We start from the raw sequence: 18,708 nt of genomic DNA, 5'->3' as shown, positions 1-18,708 counted from the left end.
GGTGGACTGCATAAGAGCAAGTTTGAGGCTAACTAAATCACCGCGCCCGGGGAATGGTAACAGAACACAACTCTTCCGGATGCAGAATTGCCCCGTTGACAAAAGAAAAGGCCCTCTCAAAGGGAAGTCCCATAGACTCAGGACCATACGTGAAACAGCTTTCGTATTCAGAGGCGAGCTCGGATGGAATCCTGGCTCCCTGCCTTCCAGCTTCGACGCTTAAGAGGGTCATACGGTATAACTCCATGAGGCCAAACCTATCTTGCAGGGCCTCCCGGAGCTGTACCAGGCCGGAATCTATTTCATCAAGAGATGCATAGAAAATTTCGGTTATATTGTCTTCACTCAGTGGTTTGTATGTCTCGACTCCCAGCCGCCATGCAAACTCCTGATAAAATAGGGCCAGCAAACCGACGTAGGACAGGCAAACCATCTCCTCTTGTTCGGTGTGATATACGGCCAGTCCCGATTTTTCAACAGCGGCCCAACAAGATTTCGCCCAGAGCATGTCTTCGCCATCGGGCCAAAATTGAAAATATTCTTTGGCAATCGGGCGGGCACAGTTCCAAGATAAATAACCAGCGGCCATCAAATCCTCCCAGCTTCACGTTCCTGCAATTTCTTCAGCGCCTGCCCCTGCATCGGGGTCGCTGCTCCCGTTTGTGGCGGCAAACGCTTCACCAATACCATATTAACCCCGGCAAAGAAAGCTCCTTAAGCACGGGTTGGGAACATGGGTTTGGGTGGTTACCGTCTGTTAGTTTAGCACCTGTTTGCGCTGTGTTATTGACGAGATATACATCTGGGCTATATTTGTGGCTTACAAGGCTTATTACAAAAGTAGCTTCACGCACTGCTAACATAACCCAAGGGGGCAAGATGAAAGCTTCGGCGAGGGTCGTCATGGTCGTGATGGTAGGTGCTCTCGAGGTTGGTTGTGTTTACTCCCCTTATGAGCTGGTCCAGAAGGAATTGGTTGTGGAGTATTTAAGCCCGAAAGCCCCCAGGGCAGTGGCGGGTTGTATAGGGGATCTTTTTTTAAAAGACTGCATTCAGGTATCGACCGTACAAACAGGCACAGGGCTTATGATTGTTAGGGGAGGTATAGATAATTACAATGGTAGCCATGGAGCCTATGGTGCGGTATTGATCGAGCCTGAGGGCACAGGAAGTCGAGTTAGGTATGGTGAACAGCTGTACTGGGACCCAGATAATATGGCCGAAAGGGTGCGGGATTGCAGATGATAGGAAAGTGTTTTAGCCCGGTCTGCATGATCAGAAGTAGGCCTCAGATTGACTGCCCCCCCTCCCCGCTTCTTCACCCTGGATTCGAACATGTAACCCTTCTTATCTCCGACTAGGGCCAGGGCCTCGGGCAACAGGAAGACCTTGTGGTCCATCCGGTTTTTGTCGTAACGCGCCTTGGTCCTCGCTTTGGGTCATGAGGGAAGAGTGGCTGGTGCTTACCATCACAAAATCTAGATGCGGCCGCTATTATTTTGCCACGGTCTCCTTGCGCCGGATCGGTATCACGTTGTCTGGCAATTCCGGCACCAGCGGCCCGCCGATGACCTCGACCAGCTTGTCCCTCCAGAGGGTCAGCGCCGTCTCGATCTGGCGCAGGTAGCGGTGGTGGTCGTAGTTCTTTTTGGTCCCCTCCCTGGCGTGGTTCAGGATCGCCTCGGCGGCGCTGGCACTGATGCCATCGATGTCGGACATGAAGGTGCGGCAGGTGCGGCGCAGGTCGTGCGGCCCCCAGGGCGGGAGCCCCAGGTAGTTGTTCACGAGAACGACGTGCCCCAGGGCGTTGGTCGAGATCGGTCTCAGCTCGACGGCGCCCCCTCCCCGCTTCTTCACCCTGGATTCAAAGATGTAACCCTTCTTATCCCCGATCAGCGCGAGCGCCTCGGGCACCAGGAAGACCTTGTGGTCCATGCGGTTCTTATCGTAGCGCGCCTTGGTTCGTTCCTTGGGAAGCGTCCACCAGTTCCCATCAATCTCGTCGGAATGGAGTCCGAGCACCTCGCCTGGTCGCTGGCCCGTGAGGAGGATAAGGCGCAGGGCGTTCCGGATCTCGGCGCTCCCGCTTGCCCTGGAAAGTTCCTTCCAGAAGTGCTTGATCTCGTCCTCGCTAAAGGTCCTGCTCCTGACACCCGGAACCAACCTCACCTGCACCGGCTTGGAGAGGAAGCTCTTCACGCTCCCAAGGATGAAGGGGTTGGTCTGGATCATGCCGCGCGCGAGCGCATAGGAGAACATCGGGCGCGCGGTCCTAATCAGGTTCCGTGCTGCAGCGGCCGACCTTGCGGAAACGTCTTTGACGAGCTTGGCGGCGTCTTCCGGGGTGATGCTGGCAACCTTCCTGGAGCGCCAGGTCTTGAAATCGTCCAAGTTCCCCGGCTTGCCCGTGCCCAGGAGGATGCGCTTGATGCCGTACACCGAGATGTCGACCAGCTGCCCCTCGACGTTGTTGGCGATGTACTCCCGGGCCAGTTCGTCGAAGGTCAGATCGTGTTTCGGGACCTCGACTACCGGCTCGGGCACGGCCAGGGGGTTCACTCCGGCCTTCACCTTCTTACGTGCCGATTCGAATTGATCCCGCGCCTCTTCCAGTGAAACCTGCGGGTAAGTTCCGAAACTCATCTCCCAGCGCTTGCCGTCCAGGCTGTAGAGGTAAAGCCACACCTTCACGCCTGAAGGAAGAACCCTTATGGTAAAGCCGTTTCCATCGGAACGGGTGTACTTTGCCGTTTCGGTTTTCAGCTTCCGGATCATGGTGTCGGTAAACATCGTGCTCTTGGAACGTGCCATTTGTCCCTCGTTTTTTTGCAGCGATCGCTGCAAAATCGCTGCAATAATGTTGTGGGCTAGGATGGTCCGCGGTGAAACACCCTGAGCAACAAATTACAGTTAAATATGCGTTTAGTCAAGGGTTTTAAAGGTGCAAGGAAACACAATGAACAGTGTTGAAACGGGGTGAAAGTGGAGTTTTTTTAAACTGCAAATCCTTCATTCATCGGTTCAAATCCGATTGCCGCCTCCAAATAGAAAAGGGCTTACAGTGACACACTGTGAGCCCTTTTGCTTTTACCGGCAATAATCTCCGCCGCCAAGCCCCCATCGCAACAAAGACGGCACTGTAGGCGCGTGCTTTGGCCACTGCTAGTCTTGACAGCGGCTACCTTTCTTCGCCACAACTTATTGCGCCCCTGTCGTGAAGCCGCGACAGGGGCGCTTTTCCGTGTAGGACAAGCACAGGACTATTAAAATAGAAATCGATTTTTTTTGCTGCGGTGCCCCCCTGATGCCGATTAAACGTTACCTCTGGCGTCAAGCGGCTTTCCGACGCTTAGCGTAAACTGCCAAAGCAAAACAGCCAGTTCCCAGCAAGGCCACGGTGCCCGGTTCAGGCACAGGAGGGACAGGCCTACCCGAGGACGCGAATTGGGCGCTTCGATAGGTTTTGCCGTCCGCTCCGACATCAGAAAAACCTCCTATCTGACCAGCAAACATGTATTCCGTGTTGGGGGACGTCACCGCAAAAGCACCCGCAGACAAGGGCCCCGCCGAAGAACTCAGGTAAAAATCCAGATAACTTGCCCAGTCCTTTCCAGAGCCGGACGTCAGCAATTCGAACTTGCCATAAGGTCCCGTCCCCCCAAACTCACTACCAGGGGAGTACCTGTAGGTCCAAGTGTTTGGATAGAAAAACTCTAAGCTGACATGGGTTAGGAAATCCGGATCACCGGTGTTCTCATTGAATGAAAAATCTTGAAGGCCAAAGTTCGGCCCCGTTGAATCGTAGCCTGCCCGAAGCTGGTCAACTGTGATATGAACTTTGCCATCTTTAGCATCCTCCAAGGTAATGTTCGCCCATGGTCCGCCCATGAGCCTGGAGTTGTTCTGGTCAAAATTGTAGGTCAGTGTGGTGGCCCTTGCTTCTAATGTAGCCAGTGATGCCATCGCAGCGATAGCACAGGAAAAATATAATTTCATGCTGATCTCTTTTTTACTGGGCATCAAAGTACCTCTTTATTGCGTACCGCCTCAAGCATGTGCCCCAGGATTTGTTTTAGCTTCCCGTAATGCCGATAGGGGGGAATTCTGGGGTCGAATTCCGGGAGACGTAAGAGGGTTGACCGGGTTATCGATGAGAGAATGTGGTGGCGAAAAGGTACTGAGGCTGGTGACAGGGGCACTGTGCTGCACAAAAAGGCCGTCCTTGTGAAGGCGCTTTTTGTGCAGCATTGATATCCCTACACTGTTTTTTTCATTCTCCAGAAAGCGAGGCAGGCAAAGCCGACGCCGAGGAGGAGGACACTGGACGGTTCGGGGACAGGGACAACACCAACAGCAATGTTGTCGGCCTCAAAGGCTCTGCCAACGCTGCTCACTGAAAATGAATCAAAATCAGGTAGACCCAAAAGGTTGACGTACCTGTTGTTGTCAGCGCTGGTCCAGCTCCCTGCGGCTACCAGGTGCGCAATCACTTGATCCCCGGTGACGGTTTCGACCAGATTACCGTCTCTATAAAAATTCAGCACATTATTAATACCAAGACCGCCATTAACCCCGTCGATAGAGCCCCACCATAGCCCAAAGTAGTTAAAGGTATCGCCCAGAACCGCTGTAGTTTCCGTTGCGGTAGCAGTGCCGGTCGAAGCTACCAAAGGCACCGCGATGTATCGGGTAGCATCGGCAGTTGAAAGCGGATTCATGTATGCCGGAGCAGCTGCCAGGCCACTGGCTGAACCGGTACGGATAGTGTAGTCCCCCGACCAGTTCCAGAGCAAAGAGGTGGAATCAAAGGTTTCCACCTGAACACCAGCGTAGGGAGAACTATACCCTCCGTTCTGAGGCAGCGGTGTTGCGAAGTTGTAGTTAATGGTGTATGCACTGGCCCCTCCTGCAGCCAACATCAACATCGCCCCCGCAAGTAATGATGCCATTTTTTTCATTGGCGTACCTCCTGTTTGTAGTATGCAGCGTTAGCCGCAGCGAGTTTTGAGTGCAGGCGAGAGGAACAAGGCCACAGGAGTCTTAGCTAGCCACCTCGTTATCTGGCGGATTGCTTGTCGGAGACGAGGTGTGCCGTCTGAGTCCTGCATTAAAAACGGGTAAAACTATAGCCTCGTTATTGTGAGTTACAATGCGGGCTTTTAGCCACTCTTGCTCCTGTTCTTGTGGATGACTGCGATGCTCCTTTCACTGACTCTGATAGAGAGATCTGGTTAGCTGCAGCGCCCCCCTTACAAGGAGAGATGGCCCAAATCACCCGACTCCCAAGTCAGTGGCAAGATATTTGGTAGCTGCAATGGATGTAGACGACGTGAGGGATAAAGCGCTATGGATACAAGTGTGATCCTGGGGGTATGGTGATCTCCAGACAGAGGTCGAGGGTTGGCGAGGCCTGAGAGGCGAGAGCATTTGCAGCAAGGCAAGTAGAGCCATCGCCGACCAGTCCCGCATCTCAGGCCTCCTCTTTTGGGGATCTACAAGGTTGGCGCCGGCAATCCCTGCTCAAAGGTCTGTGCCGAGGGCAGCACTTGTAGAGCCACCATGACGGTCGTGCTCACATCCTGGGCCGTGACCCAGCTTTTTACTTCAACTCTCCCGAATTGTATCCGACACCTTCCTGAAGTGGTAGCCATACACCGCATAGGTTATGGCAAGAGGGAAAAGGCGTGGCCTTACCACCAGTGACCAAAAGAAGAGTTTCCAGAAATGGTACCTCTCCCTCCCTACCACCCCCAGGAGCATCATCGACTTGAAGAGTGCAGCTATGTACCCTGGCTGGAGGTGGAACCTTCCCAGGTGCTGAGGCCGGTATATCCTGAGGAGCCCGATTACCCTCTGGTAGTAGTTTTCCGGGGCGTAAACCTCCTCGAGGACTCTCTTGTAGCCCGCGATCAGCACCTCGCTCTTCATCCGGGGAACGAAGTTGAGCTGTATGGCGGTGTTGTTACCGCTCACCTCCCCCAGCAGTCGCCCCTCGTCTGCCAGCCTCTGGTAGAGCCTGGTACCACGCAGGGCGACCAGCATACCGATCATGGCGGTGGCAATACTGCTTTGCTGGATGAAGCGGACCTGAGTTTCAAAGATGGTTGCGGGGTCGCTGTCGAAGCCAACGATAAACCCGCCATGCACCTGCAGGCCCGCCCGTTGAATACGCTTTACCGACTCCAGCAAGTCGCGGCCACGGTTGGGAGTCTTGCCGGCTGCGGCCAGGCCGCCTTCGTCAGGGGTTTCGATACCTATGAAAACCTCTTGGAACCCCGCCCTTACCATCAAAGCCATAAGCTCCCCGTCATCAGCCAAGTCTATGGAAGCTTCGGTGTAAAAGTAAAAGGGGTATCGCTTCGTCACCATCCATTGAACAAGGGCGGGCAAAACGTACCGCTTCAACTTGGCACGGTCGCCTATGAAGTTGTCATCGACGAGGAATACTGCCCCTCGCCATCCCCGGACATATAGGGCATCCAACTCGGCGATTAGATGTTCAAGCTCCTTGCTCCGGGGCGCGCGTCCGAAAAGAGCGGTGATGTCGCAGAATTCACAGTCAAAAGGACACCCCCGCGAATACTGGATGTTCATGGCGGCGTAGTCGCGCGGGTCGATCAGATCCCATAGCGGGATCGGGGTCTGTCTCAGGTGGGGGCGCCGTTTCGCGGAGTAGAGGTGCCGTGCCTCACCCTTTTTCAGGTCCTCCAGAAAGGGAGGCAGGGTAAGCTCTGCCTCCCCCAGTACAAGGTGATCTATATCCGGGAACTGGTCCGCATACGCTGTGAAAAACGGGCCGCCAGCAACGGTCTGTAGTCCCAGTCGGCGGCAACGCTGGAGCACCTCCAGGGCGGATTCCCTTTGAACGGTCATGGCGCTCAAGAAGACGTAGTCAGCCCACGCCAGGTCCCGGTCGGAAAGGGGGTGAACGTTTTCGTCCACGAGCTTTTTATTCCATTCCTGCGGCAGCATCGCCGCGACGGTGAGCAGCCCCAAGGGGGGAAAGCTCGCCTTCCTGCCGATGAATTTCATCGCGTGCCTGAAACTCCAGAAAGTGTCGGGGCAGCGCGGGTAGACCAGAAGGACGTTCATGAAGGGTTCCCGTTAGCGGTAGGCCAGTTCGTTTACCTGCGCCGCCTGAATCTATCAGCTCCATCTTTGGGCAAAGAAGTCGAATTTTCCACGCATGTCACGCCTACGAAGCTTGTGAACTCTTCAGGGTTGGTTCCGGTACGAGGGTAGCACCGGCTGCAGCATTTCCAATGTAGCTAAAACCCTAGATGACCATGTTTTTGGCGCTAATGGGGAGGCGGGCGGGCAAAGGGTGCTCAAGTTTCAAAACGGTAACAATTTATTAATTTTTTTGTTTACATTTGAACAAATACATTGTATATGCTTAATTCTAATCGTCGTGTAGTAGAAGCCCCCTATCGAAAACTGGTAGGGGGCTTTGCACTTCGAAAACCTGCTTTAAGGTGGACGGACAAAAAGATGGAAAGGAACAGCTTATGCCCGGCAAAAGGTACCAAGCAGTGCAGAGGTGTTCGGAAACACTCAAGGTTTCCACAATTCCTCAACGCGACAAACTTAGACTCGAGTTCCAGTTCATTCAGGTAAAGAGACTTCTTCTGAGGGACCAAAAGCTCAAGAGTTGCCAACATCGGCAGTGCAACCTTGCCGCGTTCGAAAGATTGGAAGCGATGCTGAGAGAAGCCACCGAGACGGAATTGCAGGGGGCTGCGCTGGATCGAATTTCACAGGAACTCGAAGAAATACTCGTGGTGCTGTGGGCAGTGGATAAAATCTACGCCGACTGCTCGGGGATTTACTTCATGGATACTCCTCCCGGTCACTTTAACCAGTAGAAGCCCCTCGGGTTCCCGCCACTTACCCGCTCAAAAAAGCCTTCACAGCTCACTGTCGACGCAGCATTTTGTAGGCCTTACTAAGAACATTGCTCGTTTCTATGTAGTTATCCCTGGCCTCACATAGGAAACGGCGTATTGCGGAACCAACGTCCATGCCTATACTTGCCCCGGGACCGCCGATCGGACCGATCGCTGCGGCTTGTTCCCCGAGGTAGTGCTTGGCTATGTCGCATAACGATGTCCACCTGATATTGCCCTGGTTGTTGATCCAGTCGACGAAGTCTGTCACTTGTCTATAGCCATTCCTGAAAGCCCCGTGGTGGTCAACAATGAGGATGGGGCGGCCCGCTGCTATGTCAGCAAGAAAAGCCGATTTATCCCGCGCATACCGCCGTAAGAACAATGGGAAGTCATGGTAATATTTCGTGACCGGACGTTGACCTTCAAGAACCGAAGGCCCCTCCCCGTCTATTGCCCAGATGGTTGAGTTGAACGCAGCAACGTAACCCACATCTTTGAGAGCCTGCATTGCAACAGAAGAGAAGCGACCTTGCGGAAACACGATGACGCGGTCGTATGGCAACCCTGTGAGCCGTTGGTGTTGTTCCATCCGCAGCAAAGCCGTGTATGACAACATGCACAGATGATCGTAGTCGTACCCCCCGAATTCGTTGCTGGTATGATTACAGCCATGTATGCATATGGAATAACGATCAGGGTTGTCGGCAAAAAGCCGTATGGTTCTGGGGTCGCTCCTTTTGTAGTTCCCTGGAATGAAGGCGATCTCGGTGAAAAAATCATGGGCTTTCATCGCGTCAAGAAGCTTCTGATAATCCAAACACCCGTATGTGGGCCTGAGAAGTGGATCATCTATAATGAGGCAGGCGAGGGTTTCCCTGCTATTTGCTGAGTTCCGTATGGTCATGCCCGTTCTCCCATTCAGTTTGAGGTTTGATCAGGTAATGGACACCCTCTTTGTCAGCTCACTGAACAAGACATACCCATCCCAAACCGGCGCAAAGTCCAAAGCCTTCCCGACCGGCACAACACGCTCAATCCCCGTTGCACAAAGGACACTGCCCACTGCCCTAATTTCCTCTGTGGTGAGGCCGAGGTAGGTCAGAGTTTGGGCGTTGCGCTGCACCAGGGAAGCTAATTCTTCAAGGTCGGTGACGAAACATTCGAAGAAGAACCCGCCGCCGCAGGTTGCCGGCAAGTCGCTTATGGCACCTTTTTCGACCCGCATGACGACCGGTCCCGCGTCAGGGATACCCCTGGGCCAATGTGCTCCCCGCGCGCGAACGGCAGTTTGGTAACCGAAAACAAGTTTGTCCATGGCAGATGTATCGTTGCCGGTTCCTCCTGGCGGCGCTTTCTCGCGGAGCGCGCGCCAAAACCTGGAACTGGCGTCATGGCAGGCCTCCCTGTTACCGGCGAAGTAAACGATCTGGGGAGATGAGCAGGCCTTTTGGTCGAACTGGTAGGCGTCGTTATGAAACAGCCGTGCCGCCTCGTTCACCTCCTCATCCGACAGACGCAAATAGCGCTCTGCCTGTACTACACAGAAAGAGACCTTGTCGCAAAAAACGACGTCCTTCACCGCCGCTTTGCCGGGAAGCGCCCGAAAATGAAGGGCGGTCGCATCTCCGCCCCAGATAATGCGGAGGTCGGCACGTTCAGAAAAATATCGGTTGCAACTGTCATCCCTGGGATAGGACAGGAACCGGTTGGTTTCCGCAATGCCACTCCACCGTGCATCTTGGGCCAGGTCGCGCATGGCTTGCAGCAGGGTGAACATGCGTGGAGAAACTTCCTGAGGGATACGCACTACATTGCGATTGCCTGCAAGCAACGAGAGGGCCCAGGAATATAAGAAAATGGTTTCCACGTTTGATGGGGCAACATGAAAGGCGGTTCCGCGCGGTACCGCTATTTCGCATGCGCCGACTGTCTGGCAAAACTGTTCAACATGACGCGAGATGTTGGACCGACGCAGCCAAAAAGCAAGAGCCGCGAAATGCGGGGGATCATCCTCCTGCCGAAGTGAAAAGATCGTTCGGGAGAGCGAGTCCAGAAATGCCACAGCCTCGGCGGAAAATGCCGGCCTCATTGGACCTGTGAAGAAGGCATCGTCGCGCAAAAGATCCGCAGCGGAGCATTCATGCAAGGTAGGGAAAAGTTCCGTCCCTCCCCCGCTGCTTGCCCCTGAAACCGCGTCGTAGGCGTGAGTGTCACTGCAGCCGCGCAACTCGACCTTCGGCAAACGCCCCTCGACGCTGAAGCGGGTTCCGAAACGCCCGCAGGGACAGTCGTCGACACCGTGAACGGTGCCGACATCTTCGGTCAGCAAAACCTGCCCCGGATAGCTTCTGGGCAGCACGCTGACAGTTTCAATCACCCCCCGGTGCCCCGGGGGTAGCGGGCGCCAGTCCACGGGGTCCCGCATCAAAACGTCCGCGAAATTGGGGGCATGGAAAAAACCGTGCTCGCACTCCATGTAGACGCTTCCAACCTGCTCCACCATCCCGTAAAAATTGTGAACCCTTCTTATTCCGCAGCGCTCACGCACGGCCTGCTTGAAGACATCATTGCCGACGCTTTGTTCCTGGAGCTTTTTCCACCCGCCGCCGTGGATGAGAATGGCGCGTTCCAGGGCGATGGATGCTCCCTGGTCGGCGAGCGCCCCAATGAGGTACTGCCAGATCATGAACGTGAAGCCAAAGATCAGTACCGGTCCGTCACCATGGCAGCGGCAAAATCCCTGGAGGCCAGATAGGTCAAGGCGCATCTCATCGTCCAGGGCATAGAAGTGGTTCCGCCCGAAATTAGACAACCCCACCAGCCCCGCGCCCCGTGCGCTCAACTCTGAGCGTTTCTGGATGGTGGCCTGGCAGTCCACGATAATCATCGGCAGGCGCTTTGGCCCGATGAAGGAGGTGACTATGGCGGCCAAGGCTTTGGTCTGCAACATCGATGTTTCCCTGTCCACCGCGATTCTAGCCACCTGCTGCGAAGTAGTGCCGCTGGAAGTAAGTATCTTGGTAACCAGATCATCTGACACGCTGCGCAGGTCGAGTTCCTTGAAGAGGCGAACGGGAAAAAAGGGAAGATCACTCAAAGCGGAAGGTTTGGTCTCAGGAAGGGCATCCGACATCGCGCGGTACGCCTCACAAGCACCGCGGTGGCGGTCATGGAGGGTAGCAAGCTCTTGCAGCAATAAAGCGTCCTTCTCATGGCGCTTGATCGAGTACTGCGGCTTGCGGAAAAGAGTTTCCAGGATATCCGTCACAACTTCAGTTCCCGTCGCATGGCGGGATAGTCCTTCTTACCCGCTGCCGTCACTGGAATGGATGGTAGCAACTGCACCTCCAGGGCAGAGTGGTGAATGTGGTACAAGGAGGCGATGCGCTGCCGCGCCTCATGCCGCAGTTGATCGTCGGACGACTCCAGCAAAACAAAGAGGTGATCATCGCTACCGACGCAGGCAACTGGCACTGACAGCGCGTCCTCAAGCATCCTCTCCACGTCATCGAGGTTCACCCTGTGGCCAAAAACCTTGACGAAGCGGTTCAACCGCCCGGTTATATAAAGGAACCCATCATCATCCAGGTAACCGATATCCCCCGTCTGGAGCACTCCGCACAGTTGGTCTCCGATGGCAAGGTCGTCCCTGTTTTCAGCATACCCCATCATGACATTGGGGCCTTCATATACCACTTCTCCTTCACAACGGGGCTCGAGAGAGTGCCCTCCCTCACCGACTATGCGGATGCTTCCCCCCGGGATGGCGATACCGACCGACCCCGCTTTCTCAGCCAGACGCTCCCATGGCACGTAGCATATGCGTGCGGTCGCTTCGGTCTGGCCGTACATCACGAAGAAACGGCAGCCGATCCTTGCCGCCAGCTGAGAGAAGTGCTCTACTTTATCCTTTGCCAGCCTGCCTCCAGCCTGGGTAAGCGTTCGCAACGTCGGTAATGACATGCGATCCAGTCGCAACCGTTCCAGCATCAGGTAGGAATGGGGGACACCGGCAAAAGAGGTGCAACCACATTCTCTGAACAACTGCCAGAACCGACCTGAGACCACCGACTCATCGGTGCAGACGAGGTTACCACCGCGCAAGAGATGGCTGTTGACGACAGAAAGACCATACGAGTAGCTGATAGGAAGACTGGTCACTGCGGTTTCCGCCGCATCAATTCCAAGATAGGATGCAATAGACGCGGCATTTGACTGAAGGTTGCCATGAGACAGTCGGATCAGCTTGGGGTTCCCGGTGGTGCCCGAAGATGTCAAAAGGACAGCAAGATCGGGATGAATCGGGCCAGGAGCAGAGTGCTCCAGGAAGCAACAGACGAAACCTCCGAGGACGGAGACGCTTTTATAGAATTTCGGCAGCGCAGTCCATCGCGGCAGCAGCATAACCTCAGGGAGATACCTCCTGAGGAGCCCCTCGCGCAGCGAGGCATCGCCGCCTGCATTCAACAGTAAAACCGCGTGGCCGCAGCGCAGGGCCGCAAGATAACAGGCAATACACGCCGGGGAATTGTCGGCAACAAGGGCCACAAGGAGCTTATCCCTGGCGCCTATTACCTTTTCCACGGCTTCAATAGTCTGCCCAAGCTCGCGGTACAAAATCCGGCGGTTACTACGTCCATCATGTAACCAGCCACCAGCGGTGATTGTCTCGATGTCCCATAGCATCAGATCAGCATCCCCCCATCCACTCCCAGTACCTGTCCCGTAACATATGCCGACAGATCGGAACAAAAGAACAGCACCCCGCATGCCACGTCCTCAGGGGTACCAATTCTCCCCATCTTGATGCTTTGGAGTCGTTCCCGGTGTTTTCCCGGGGGAAGCGCCTTGATCATATCGGTATCGATGAAACCCGGCGCGATGGCATTGACCCGGATGTTCGAGACGGCAAGTTCCTTGGCTGCGGACAGGGTCATGCCGATGACGGCTGCTTTACTACCGCCATAGACGACCTGCCCGGCATTGCCGAAACGTCCGATGATGGAGCTTATGTTGACGATCGAACCGGTGTTGTTGCGCGCCATCAGTCGTGCTGCGTACTGCATGTTGACAATGATGCCCTGGACGTTGACGCGGAATACCTGCTCGATATGCTGTGACGAGATCATCCCGAGGATCCGATCATCGAGGATGCCGGCATTGTTTACCAGGATGTCGAGCCGCCTGTAGTTCTTGAAAATGGAAGCGTAGCAATCCTTCATCGCCTCCGAATCTCCCACGTCTCCTAGGCAAGAGCCCACTTCCGTGGCGAATTCCTCGCGCAGTTCATCCCTGCGTTGCGCCAGCAATTCCGGATTGCAACGGCTGTTGAGTATTACCGTCGCTCCCTGGCGTGCCAGTTCCCGAGCCGTAGCCCATCCGATGCCCCGTGTGGAACCGGTGACGAAACAAACCCTGCCTTCAAGCCCCAAGATCGACTCCATATTTCTCCACGATGCTCTTGGCTTTTGCAACACTGCTCATATCAATGACATCCTCTGTGTCGATCATTATGTCAAAGGCGGTTTCCAGTGCTGCAATGATTACCATGTGAGCCACCGAATCCCAGGATGTATCCCCGTAGCTAAGAGATTCACTGACTTCCGATGGGTTGATACTGAGTGCATCTGAGAATATTGAGATCAGTATGTCGAGATTGTTCATGATCGTTTGTCCAGAGTATCATCCTTTTGTGATGGTGAGATTACCTGGTGCTCAGGGCAACCGTCTTGTACGCGACTCGATGCCAGTGGCTTCAACCCGGAGAGAAAATCTTCAAAAGACGTATCCATGGTCAATGGTACAGTGACCCTGGCCAACGCTCTTCCTTGAGCAACGCCAAAGAGGGTAAAGCTTGGTACCTGCGTGGAGACGACGGTAGCAGCCTTGATCACAGAGCCTTCACCAATAGTCAAGGTCTGTCCACCTGCAGCGGTGATAAGACAGTTCGCTCCGATGAAGGCGTTTTTGCCGATAATGATCTTGCCCGCCCCTCTCGTGTGCGCGATCAGGATGGTCTTCAACGCTATCTGGGCCCCCTCCTGTATTTCCACGTTCTCCGGATATTCATTTTCAAGATAAACGTCGTCTCCGATAAAAACCCTTCCGGTAATTTTCACACCTCTTAGCCGGTGCAATGCCGGTCGGACTGAAGTGGCCCCCGGCAGAATCATGGCTAGCCGGCCCAAGAGCCTGTTGAACATTCGCCTCAGAAGTGTCTTCTGCATGGCCTTTATTACCCTTTTTAAGAAGCATATGAGTGACGGATGCGACCCAAGGGATTGTAAGGTGGTTCAGTCGCATGTCAATTAGCATCAACCAATCTAATGCACCGCATGTGGCGAAAAAGATGGAAGTGCTCATGACCGCAGCATCAGTAAATGTCTCTGTTTATTCCGAATATGGAGGGCTGTTAACCAGTATTTCTCCGATAGGTCAAAAGGGCTATGGTGCCATCACCCCCAGCAGACTGTGCGTACAACCCGAAACCTTGATACACACCGTGTCCCGTGCAGGGATTGACATTTTCTTTTACTTTACTAAACCTTCTCTCTGAACAGCTCATAGCCGTTAAACCAGTATCAGGTCCCTGGGTTAGCGATGCAGGTGAATGGGGAGGACGAACAACTCAAGCGTGCAAAGGAGGTCTCGACATGCCACGGTGTAAGCAGTTTGACTCATGCCCCTTCTCCAACGAAGTTGTAACTACCTCGCGTGCAGTGACGGAGCATATTTTTAGCAACTTCTGTAACGACCGGTTCACCAAGTGCAGGTTTTACAATTCTGCATCCGGTGATTGTGAAGAAGCATCAGGTGTCCAAGTTTCTTTGCCCGGGGAGGTAGTGATGTGGCTTGCCTCGGGCAAGATGTGAGGAAACGACCAGATCTACGACCGGTTCGCCTGGCCTTTGTCGTCTGAGAGACGATGTGAGGCACAGATAAGCATATGACAGACAGGAGGGGAAGGAGCACGGCTGATGAAAGATAACGACTTTCTTCCTACCCGTTTCACTTCCATGCTGATGTCGCACAAAGTGAAGGGTTCCGAGATCTGCGTCGAATACTCCCCAAAGACCGGCTTTTGCACGTACGTGCCGGGGGAGGCACCCCAACGGCCAGCAAAGGACGACATCTGGGAGGTATACCTGGAGGTGCCGCTAAGACACCAGCAATTCGAGGTATTCCAAAGCAGGTTGGCTCACTTTACCTCGCAAGGACGGGAAACTTCGGAGATATGCGATTTCCTGCACAAGGAGCTCCTGGAATTCCTGGGCCATAACCTCGCAGTTGGAGATGACCAAAGCCACCTGAAAGATTGGTCGGACTGGGAGATTCACCTCTGTAACTGCTGCAACGACTTGGACGCCTGGCTTCGGGACCGCGATTTCGAGCTGGTGTGGGATGACTGGGAGGATTGCCTGTACACCGTGGGGCTTGAGTGGTGGGTAGGATCGATGCAGTTTGCCGACATCGGTAGTTCAATGCCAAGCGACGGGCACGACGGCCACTGCGGAATCACAGCGTGCCGCACGTGGCGCTCTCTGGTGCCGTTCAAGGAACCGCTGCAGCGCACCGCCTCGAAACGCCCCTGCTAACCGCCAGCCGGATGGATCCGTTTTCGGACCGACCGCAGATAACTCTCGCCCCTATCGCGGGTGGTAGAGGAAGATCATATGACAAAGGCTCAGAAGATATGGATAGACCTGGATAATTCACCTCACGTCCCTTTCTTCGCTCCCATAATCTCAGGGTTGGAGGAAAGGGGCCACAGAGTCTGGGTAACCGCTCGTGACCGGTTTCAGGTAGCAGAGTTGGCTGACCTGCACGGGATCCCCAACGTCATGATTGGCAGGGACTACGGGAAGAACAAGTTGGCTAAAATCGCAGGGCTTTTGCACCGGGCTTTGCAACTTTTTCCGCTAGTGCGTCAGGAAAAGCCGACACTTGCACTATCACATGGATCCAGGGCGCAGGTGGCCGCTGCGAAAATGGCGGGTATACCTACCATAGTGATGCTGGATTACGAATTCATCGACCTCTCCTTTCCTTTTACTATTGACGACATCTTCATGCCCGAAGCCATACCAGAGCGTGCGATCACGGCGAACTGCACCAACATCTGGCGCTACCCAGGCATCAAGGAGGACGTATACGCCCCGGCGTTCGTTCCAGGCAAGGACATCCTCGGGGAACTGGCGATAGCGCCTGACCGGATCATCGTCACGATGCGCCCTCCTGCCACCACTGCCCATTATCACAATGTGAAAAGCGAGGTGCTTTTCGATGATGTTATCTCGTTAGCGGCGGCCACACCGAATACCGCAATCATCATGCTGCCTAGAAACGAGAATCAGCGTGAAGAGATATGTGAGGCCTGGCGTCATCTCCTGGACAGCGGAAAGATGATCATTCCGGAGAAAGCTGTGAGTGGACTGGACCTGGTATGGCATTCAGACCTGGTGGTCAGCGGCGGAGGCACGATGGTCCGTGAAGCGGCGGCGCTTGGCATTCCGGCCTATAGCGTTTTTTCGGGGCAGACCGGGTGTGTGGACCGCCGTCTTGTGGAGACGGGGCGTCTAAAGCTCATTGTCAATTTTGAAGACATAGCCGGCGCCATCGCCATCCGGAAAAGGACAGAGTGCCAGGGAGGTTTTCGCGGCAGCCAAACTCTGCCGGCCATACTGGATCGGATAGAGGAGGTAATTGACCGGCACCCCCCTGTCCCCCATTAGCTCTTGCAACGTCCCGTCCCCACCCCACCACGCCCCGTTTGCGATCCGTTGGGAGCTCCCTCACGTTTGAGCAGGACATAGAGGTTGTTTACAACAACTGCAACATATTTGAAGCTAGTTGTCGCAGCGAACTGCATAGTTGATAGAGAGAACTGCAACAGGCGCCCCCCCCCATGATTATGCGTTTCCCGCCATATCCCCGAAAGAAGACCTGATCCGGACTAGTCGTGCCGGCTTTCCAGAATCAATGCCCTGCCCCGACGGGACGGGAAAAGAGTACGTGAATTTCGAAGTGGACAAGGCGGTCTGCGCTCTGGTTTCCGATCTGGCGAAAAAGGTGGACGTGACTGCAAAGCAGTAAAGCGCCGAAAAAGACAAAATTCGGATATAACGTTGTTGAGATTTTGAGATTTGATCCGACAGTTGTGCAAATTCAAAAAAATCGAGCACGTCCCCTCTCCCTATTCGTTCATCAGTTCAAATCCGATTGCCTCCTCCAAATAGAAAGGGCTTGCAGTGATACACTGTAAACCCTTTCTATTTTGGCGATAGGTGTTGGTTTCCCGCCTTAGAGTCCTTCCCCGAAGGAGGAGACTGGCTCCGCCTGGTGCCTGTCTCCTTAGTGCTCCGCCCTTACAATTTCTTTCGCGGACACCGCCGGTATGTTATCCTTCACTGGTATTTATCAACGAGCCTTCTGGAGGTTTCGATGCGTAAGGAATTTACGGCACTTATCAAGCAGGATGGTGAATGGTGGGTTGGTTGGATCGAGGAGGTGCCTGGAGTCAACTGCCAGGAGCGGTCCAGGGACCAACTCATGGAGAGTCTAAAAGCCACTCTTGCCGAAGCGCTAGAACTTAACAGGCAAGAAGCCTTATTAGCCGCGGGCGCTAATTTCCAGGAAGAGAAAATAGCGATATGAAAAGGAGGGCGCTCCTCCGACATCTTCGCGCCCATGGCTGTTTCCTGCTCAGGGAAGGAGCAGACACTCCTGGTGGTGCAACCCCGAGCACAACGCCCGATCCGCCGTCCCCCGCCACGCCGAAATCAGCGACCTTCTAGCAGCGAAAATCTGCAAAGACCTTTGCCTCCCACCTAATCCGGATTAGTCGTACCGGCTTTCCAGAATCAATGCCCCGCCCCCCCCCCTGCGCTAGTCCCCAACCATTGGCCCGTTGCCAGTAAAATTAGCTTGATAGAAAATATATCTTAATTTAAAGTGCTTTAGCCACCAAGAGTTGGGTGGAGGAAGATGATAGTTTTTCTGACCACCCTCAAATGGAAGAATTCCACTCATGGCCGACCGCCACATCACCCATGACAGGCCCCCCCCATCGAGCAAAATTACAACAAGTAGAGTGATATCTCCGTAAAGAGTAACAACTCAGTCCGTGGCAACGACAGGATTCCTGCCTCAAGCACCCACTACCATTGAAAAACAATATCAGGAGGTTTCCAATTGAAAAAGCTAGTGATCGTCGCAGTTTCGGTTGCTGCAGTGCTCGTAGCAGGGTTTACCTTTGTCAAAGGGACTCCGCAATACTCCCTTTACCAATTTAAAAAAGCTGTCCAGAACCATGATCCTGATGCCGCTTTTAAATACCTTGATGTCGACTCTGTTGTCGACCATCTAGCCTCAGACCTTATGAACTCTCAAGAGATGAACCAACCGACCAGCAACCCTTGGGAAGAAGCCGGACAGAACATGGCCAAGGGCCTCGTGACGGTAATGCTCCCTAGCATTAAGGAAGCAATGAAGGGACAAATCAAGACCGCCATCACGACTGCCGAATCCGAGAAAAAGGAAGGTGACAAGGGCACAAGTCCCATTAAAGGCTTGAGCAAGGGCAGTTGGTCTGATTTTGATGTCAAGGTGGAAGGGAAGATGGCCATAGTCTCCAAGAAGCAGGACGACTCCCTGAAATTTAAAATGGTAAAGAGCTCAGAAGGACACTGGAAAATCACTCAGATTATGATCCCAAAGCCCATGAAGTGACGTAGTGCTAGGCCGTGGCCAAACGGGGAATAGAAATAGTGAAACGGTTCGAGATTTGAACAAAGCTCAAAAGGAAAAGAATGAAACTGCT

Annotated in this window: 18 protein-coding genes; 7 read left to right on the top strand and 11 right to left on the bottom strand. The window is 54.1% G+C overall.

Features of this window, described 5'->3' with window-relative positions; all coding sequences use genetic code 11:
- Nucleotides 1–37 precede the first annotated feature (37 nt).
- Nucleotides 38–589, bottom strand: a complete 552-nt coding sequence (locus JFN91_RS06585) for a hypothetical protein (protein WP_199388420.1) — start codon at nt 587–589, stop codon at nt 38–40.
- A gap of 290 nt (nt 590–879) precedes the next feature.
- Here JFN91_RS06585 and JFN91_RS06580 point away from each other — a divergent pair, with 290 nt between their 5' ends.
- Nucleotides 880–1,245 carry a hypothetical protein gene (locus JFN91_RS06580; RefSeq protein ID WP_199388419.1) on the top strand — a complete coding sequence of 122 codons (366 nt, stop codon included), beginning with the start codon at nt 880–882 and terminating at the stop codon, nt 1,243–1,245.
- A gap of 249 nt (nt 1,246–1,494) precedes the next feature.
- Here the strand turns inward: JFN91_RS06580 and JFN91_RS06575 are convergent, their stop codons facing one another.
- The 4 genes from JFN91_RS06575 to JFN91_RS06560 all read right to left on the bottom strand — a co-directional run bounded on the left by JFN91_RS06575 (nt 1,495) and on the right by JFN91_RS06560 (nt 7,092).
- Nucleotides 1,495–2,811 (bottom strand): tyrosine-type recombinase/integrase, encoded by a 1,317-nt coding sequence (locus tag JFN91_RS06575; protein ID WP_199388418.1) that lies wholly within the window; start codon nt 2,809–2,811, stop codon nt 1,495–1,497.
- A 519-nt stretch (nt 2,812–3,330) separates the two neighbouring features.
- Complete coding sequence (locus tag JFN91_RS06570) at nt 3,331–4,020, bottom strand: PEP-CTERM sorting domain-containing protein (RefSeq protein ID WP_199388417.1); 690 nt, start codon at nt 4,018–4,020, stop codon at nt 3,331–3,333.
- A 236-nt stretch (nt 4,021–4,256) separates the two neighbouring features.
- A complete protein-coding gene (locus JFN91_RS06565; RefSeq protein ID WP_199388416.1) occupies nt 4,257–4,958 on the bottom strand; it encodes a PEP-CTERM sorting domain-containing protein in 702 nt (233 codons plus the stop codon).
- A gap of 646 nt (nt 4,959–5,604) precedes the next feature.
- Entirely contained in the window at nt 5,605–7,092 is a 1,488-nt protein-coding gene (locus tag JFN91_RS06560; protein ID WP_199388415.1) for a B12-binding domain-containing radical SAM protein, read from the bottom strand.
- Nucleotides 7,093–7,508: 416 nt separating this feature from the next.
- Here JFN91_RS06560 and JFN91_RS06555 point away from each other — a divergent pair, with 416 nt between their 5' ends.
- Nucleotides 7,509–7,865: a hypothetical protein gene (locus JFN91_RS06555; RefSeq protein WP_199388414.1), complete on the top strand. Its 357-nt coding sequence runs from the start codon at nt 7,509–7,511 to the stop codon at nt 7,863–7,865.
- 49 nt (nt 7,866–7,914) lie between these two features.
- On the opposite strand, the gene JFN91_RS06550 is transcribed toward JFN91_RS06555, so the two are convergent.
- From JFN91_RS06550 to JFN91_RS06525, 6 genes are read right to left on the bottom strand one after another with little or no spacing between them, the layout of a single operon-like run.
- Nucleotides 7,915–8,793 (bottom strand): polysaccharide deacetylase family protein, encoded by an 879-nt coding sequence (locus JFN91_RS06550; RefSeq protein WP_199388413.1) that lies wholly within the window; start codon nt 8,791–8,793, stop codon nt 7,915–7,917.
- Nucleotides 8,794–8,823: 30 nt separating this feature from the next.
- Nucleotides 8,824–11,157 (bottom strand): LuxE/PaaK family acyltransferase, encoded by a 2,334-nt coding sequence (locus JFN91_RS06545; RefSeq protein WP_199388412.1) that lies wholly within the window; start codon nt 11,155–11,157, stop codon nt 8,824–8,826.
- Nucleotides 11,154–12,575, bottom strand: a complete 1,422-nt coding sequence (locus JFN91_RS06540) for an AMP-binding protein (protein ID WP_199388411.1) — start codon at nt 12,573–12,575, stop codon at nt 11,154–11,156. The genes JFN91_RS06545 and JFN91_RS06540 overlap by 4 nt, the downstream gene beginning before the upstream one ends.
- Nucleotides 12,575–13,333 carry an SDR family NAD(P)-dependent oxidoreductase gene (locus JFN91_RS06535; RefSeq protein WP_199388410.1) on the bottom strand — a complete coding sequence of 253 codons (759 nt, stop codon included), beginning with the start codon at nt 13,331–13,333 and terminating at the stop codon, nt 12,575–12,577. Before JFN91_RS06535 ends, JFN91_RS06540 begins: the two co-directional genes overlap by 1 nt.
- Nucleotides 13,311–13,553, bottom strand: coding sequence for an acyl carrier protein (locus JFN91_RS06530; protein WP_199388409.1), 243 nt, complete (start codon nt 13,551–13,553; stop codon nt 13,311–13,313). The genes JFN91_RS06535 and JFN91_RS06530 overlap by 23 nt, the downstream gene beginning before the upstream one ends.
- Nucleotides 13,550–14,008: an acyltransferase gene (locus tag JFN91_RS06525; protein ID WP_199388408.1), complete on the bottom strand. Its 459-nt coding sequence runs from the start codon at nt 14,006–14,008 to the stop codon at nt 13,550–13,552. Before JFN91_RS06525 ends, JFN91_RS06530 begins: the two co-directional genes overlap by 4 nt.
- Nucleotides 14,009–14,190: 182 nt before the next feature.
- Here JFN91_RS06525 and JFN91_RS06520 point away from each other — a divergent pair, with 182 nt between their 5' ends.
- The 5 genes from JFN91_RS06520 (at nt 14,191) to JFN91_RS06500 (ending at nt 18,617) form a co-directional block, all read left to right on the top strand.
- Nucleotides 14,191–14,445 (top strand): hypothetical protein, encoded by a 255-nt coding sequence (locus JFN91_RS06520; protein WP_199388407.1) that lies wholly within the window; start codon nt 14,191–14,193, stop codon nt 14,443–14,445.
- Between the two features lie 421 nt (nt 14,446–14,866).
- Complete coding sequence (locus tag JFN91_RS06515; RefSeq protein WP_199388406.1) at nt 14,867–15,484, top strand: hypothetical protein; 618 nt, start codon at nt 14,867–14,869, stop codon at nt 15,482–15,484.
- 78 nt (nt 15,485–15,562) lie between these two features.
- Nucleotides 15,563–16,621, top strand: coding sequence for a DUF354 domain-containing protein (locus JFN91_RS06510; RefSeq protein WP_199388405.1), 1,059 nt, complete (start codon nt 15,563–15,565; stop codon nt 16,619–16,621).
- Between the two features lie 709 nt (nt 16,622–17,330).
- Entirely contained in the window at nt 17,331–17,543 is a 213-nt protein-coding gene (locus tag JFN91_RS06505) for a type II toxin-antitoxin system HicB family antitoxin (RefSeq protein WP_199388404.1), read from the top strand.
- 537 nt (nt 17,544–18,080) lie between these two features.
- Nucleotides 18,081–18,617, top strand: a complete 537-nt coding sequence (locus tag JFN91_RS06500; RefSeq protein ID WP_199388403.1) for a DUF2939 domain-containing protein — start codon at nt 18,081–18,083, stop codon at nt 18,615–18,617.
- Nucleotides 18,618–18,708 lie beyond the last annotated feature (91 nt).

This window comes from Geomonas anaerohicana (genome assembly GCF_016458305.1).
GTDB lineage: Bacteria > Desulfobacterota > Desulfuromonadia > Geobacterales > Geobacteraceae > Geomonas > Geomonas anaerohicana.
The sequence above is the reverse complement of the archived record's forward strand: the minus strand, read 5'-3'. Positions and strand labels throughout refer to the sequence as shown.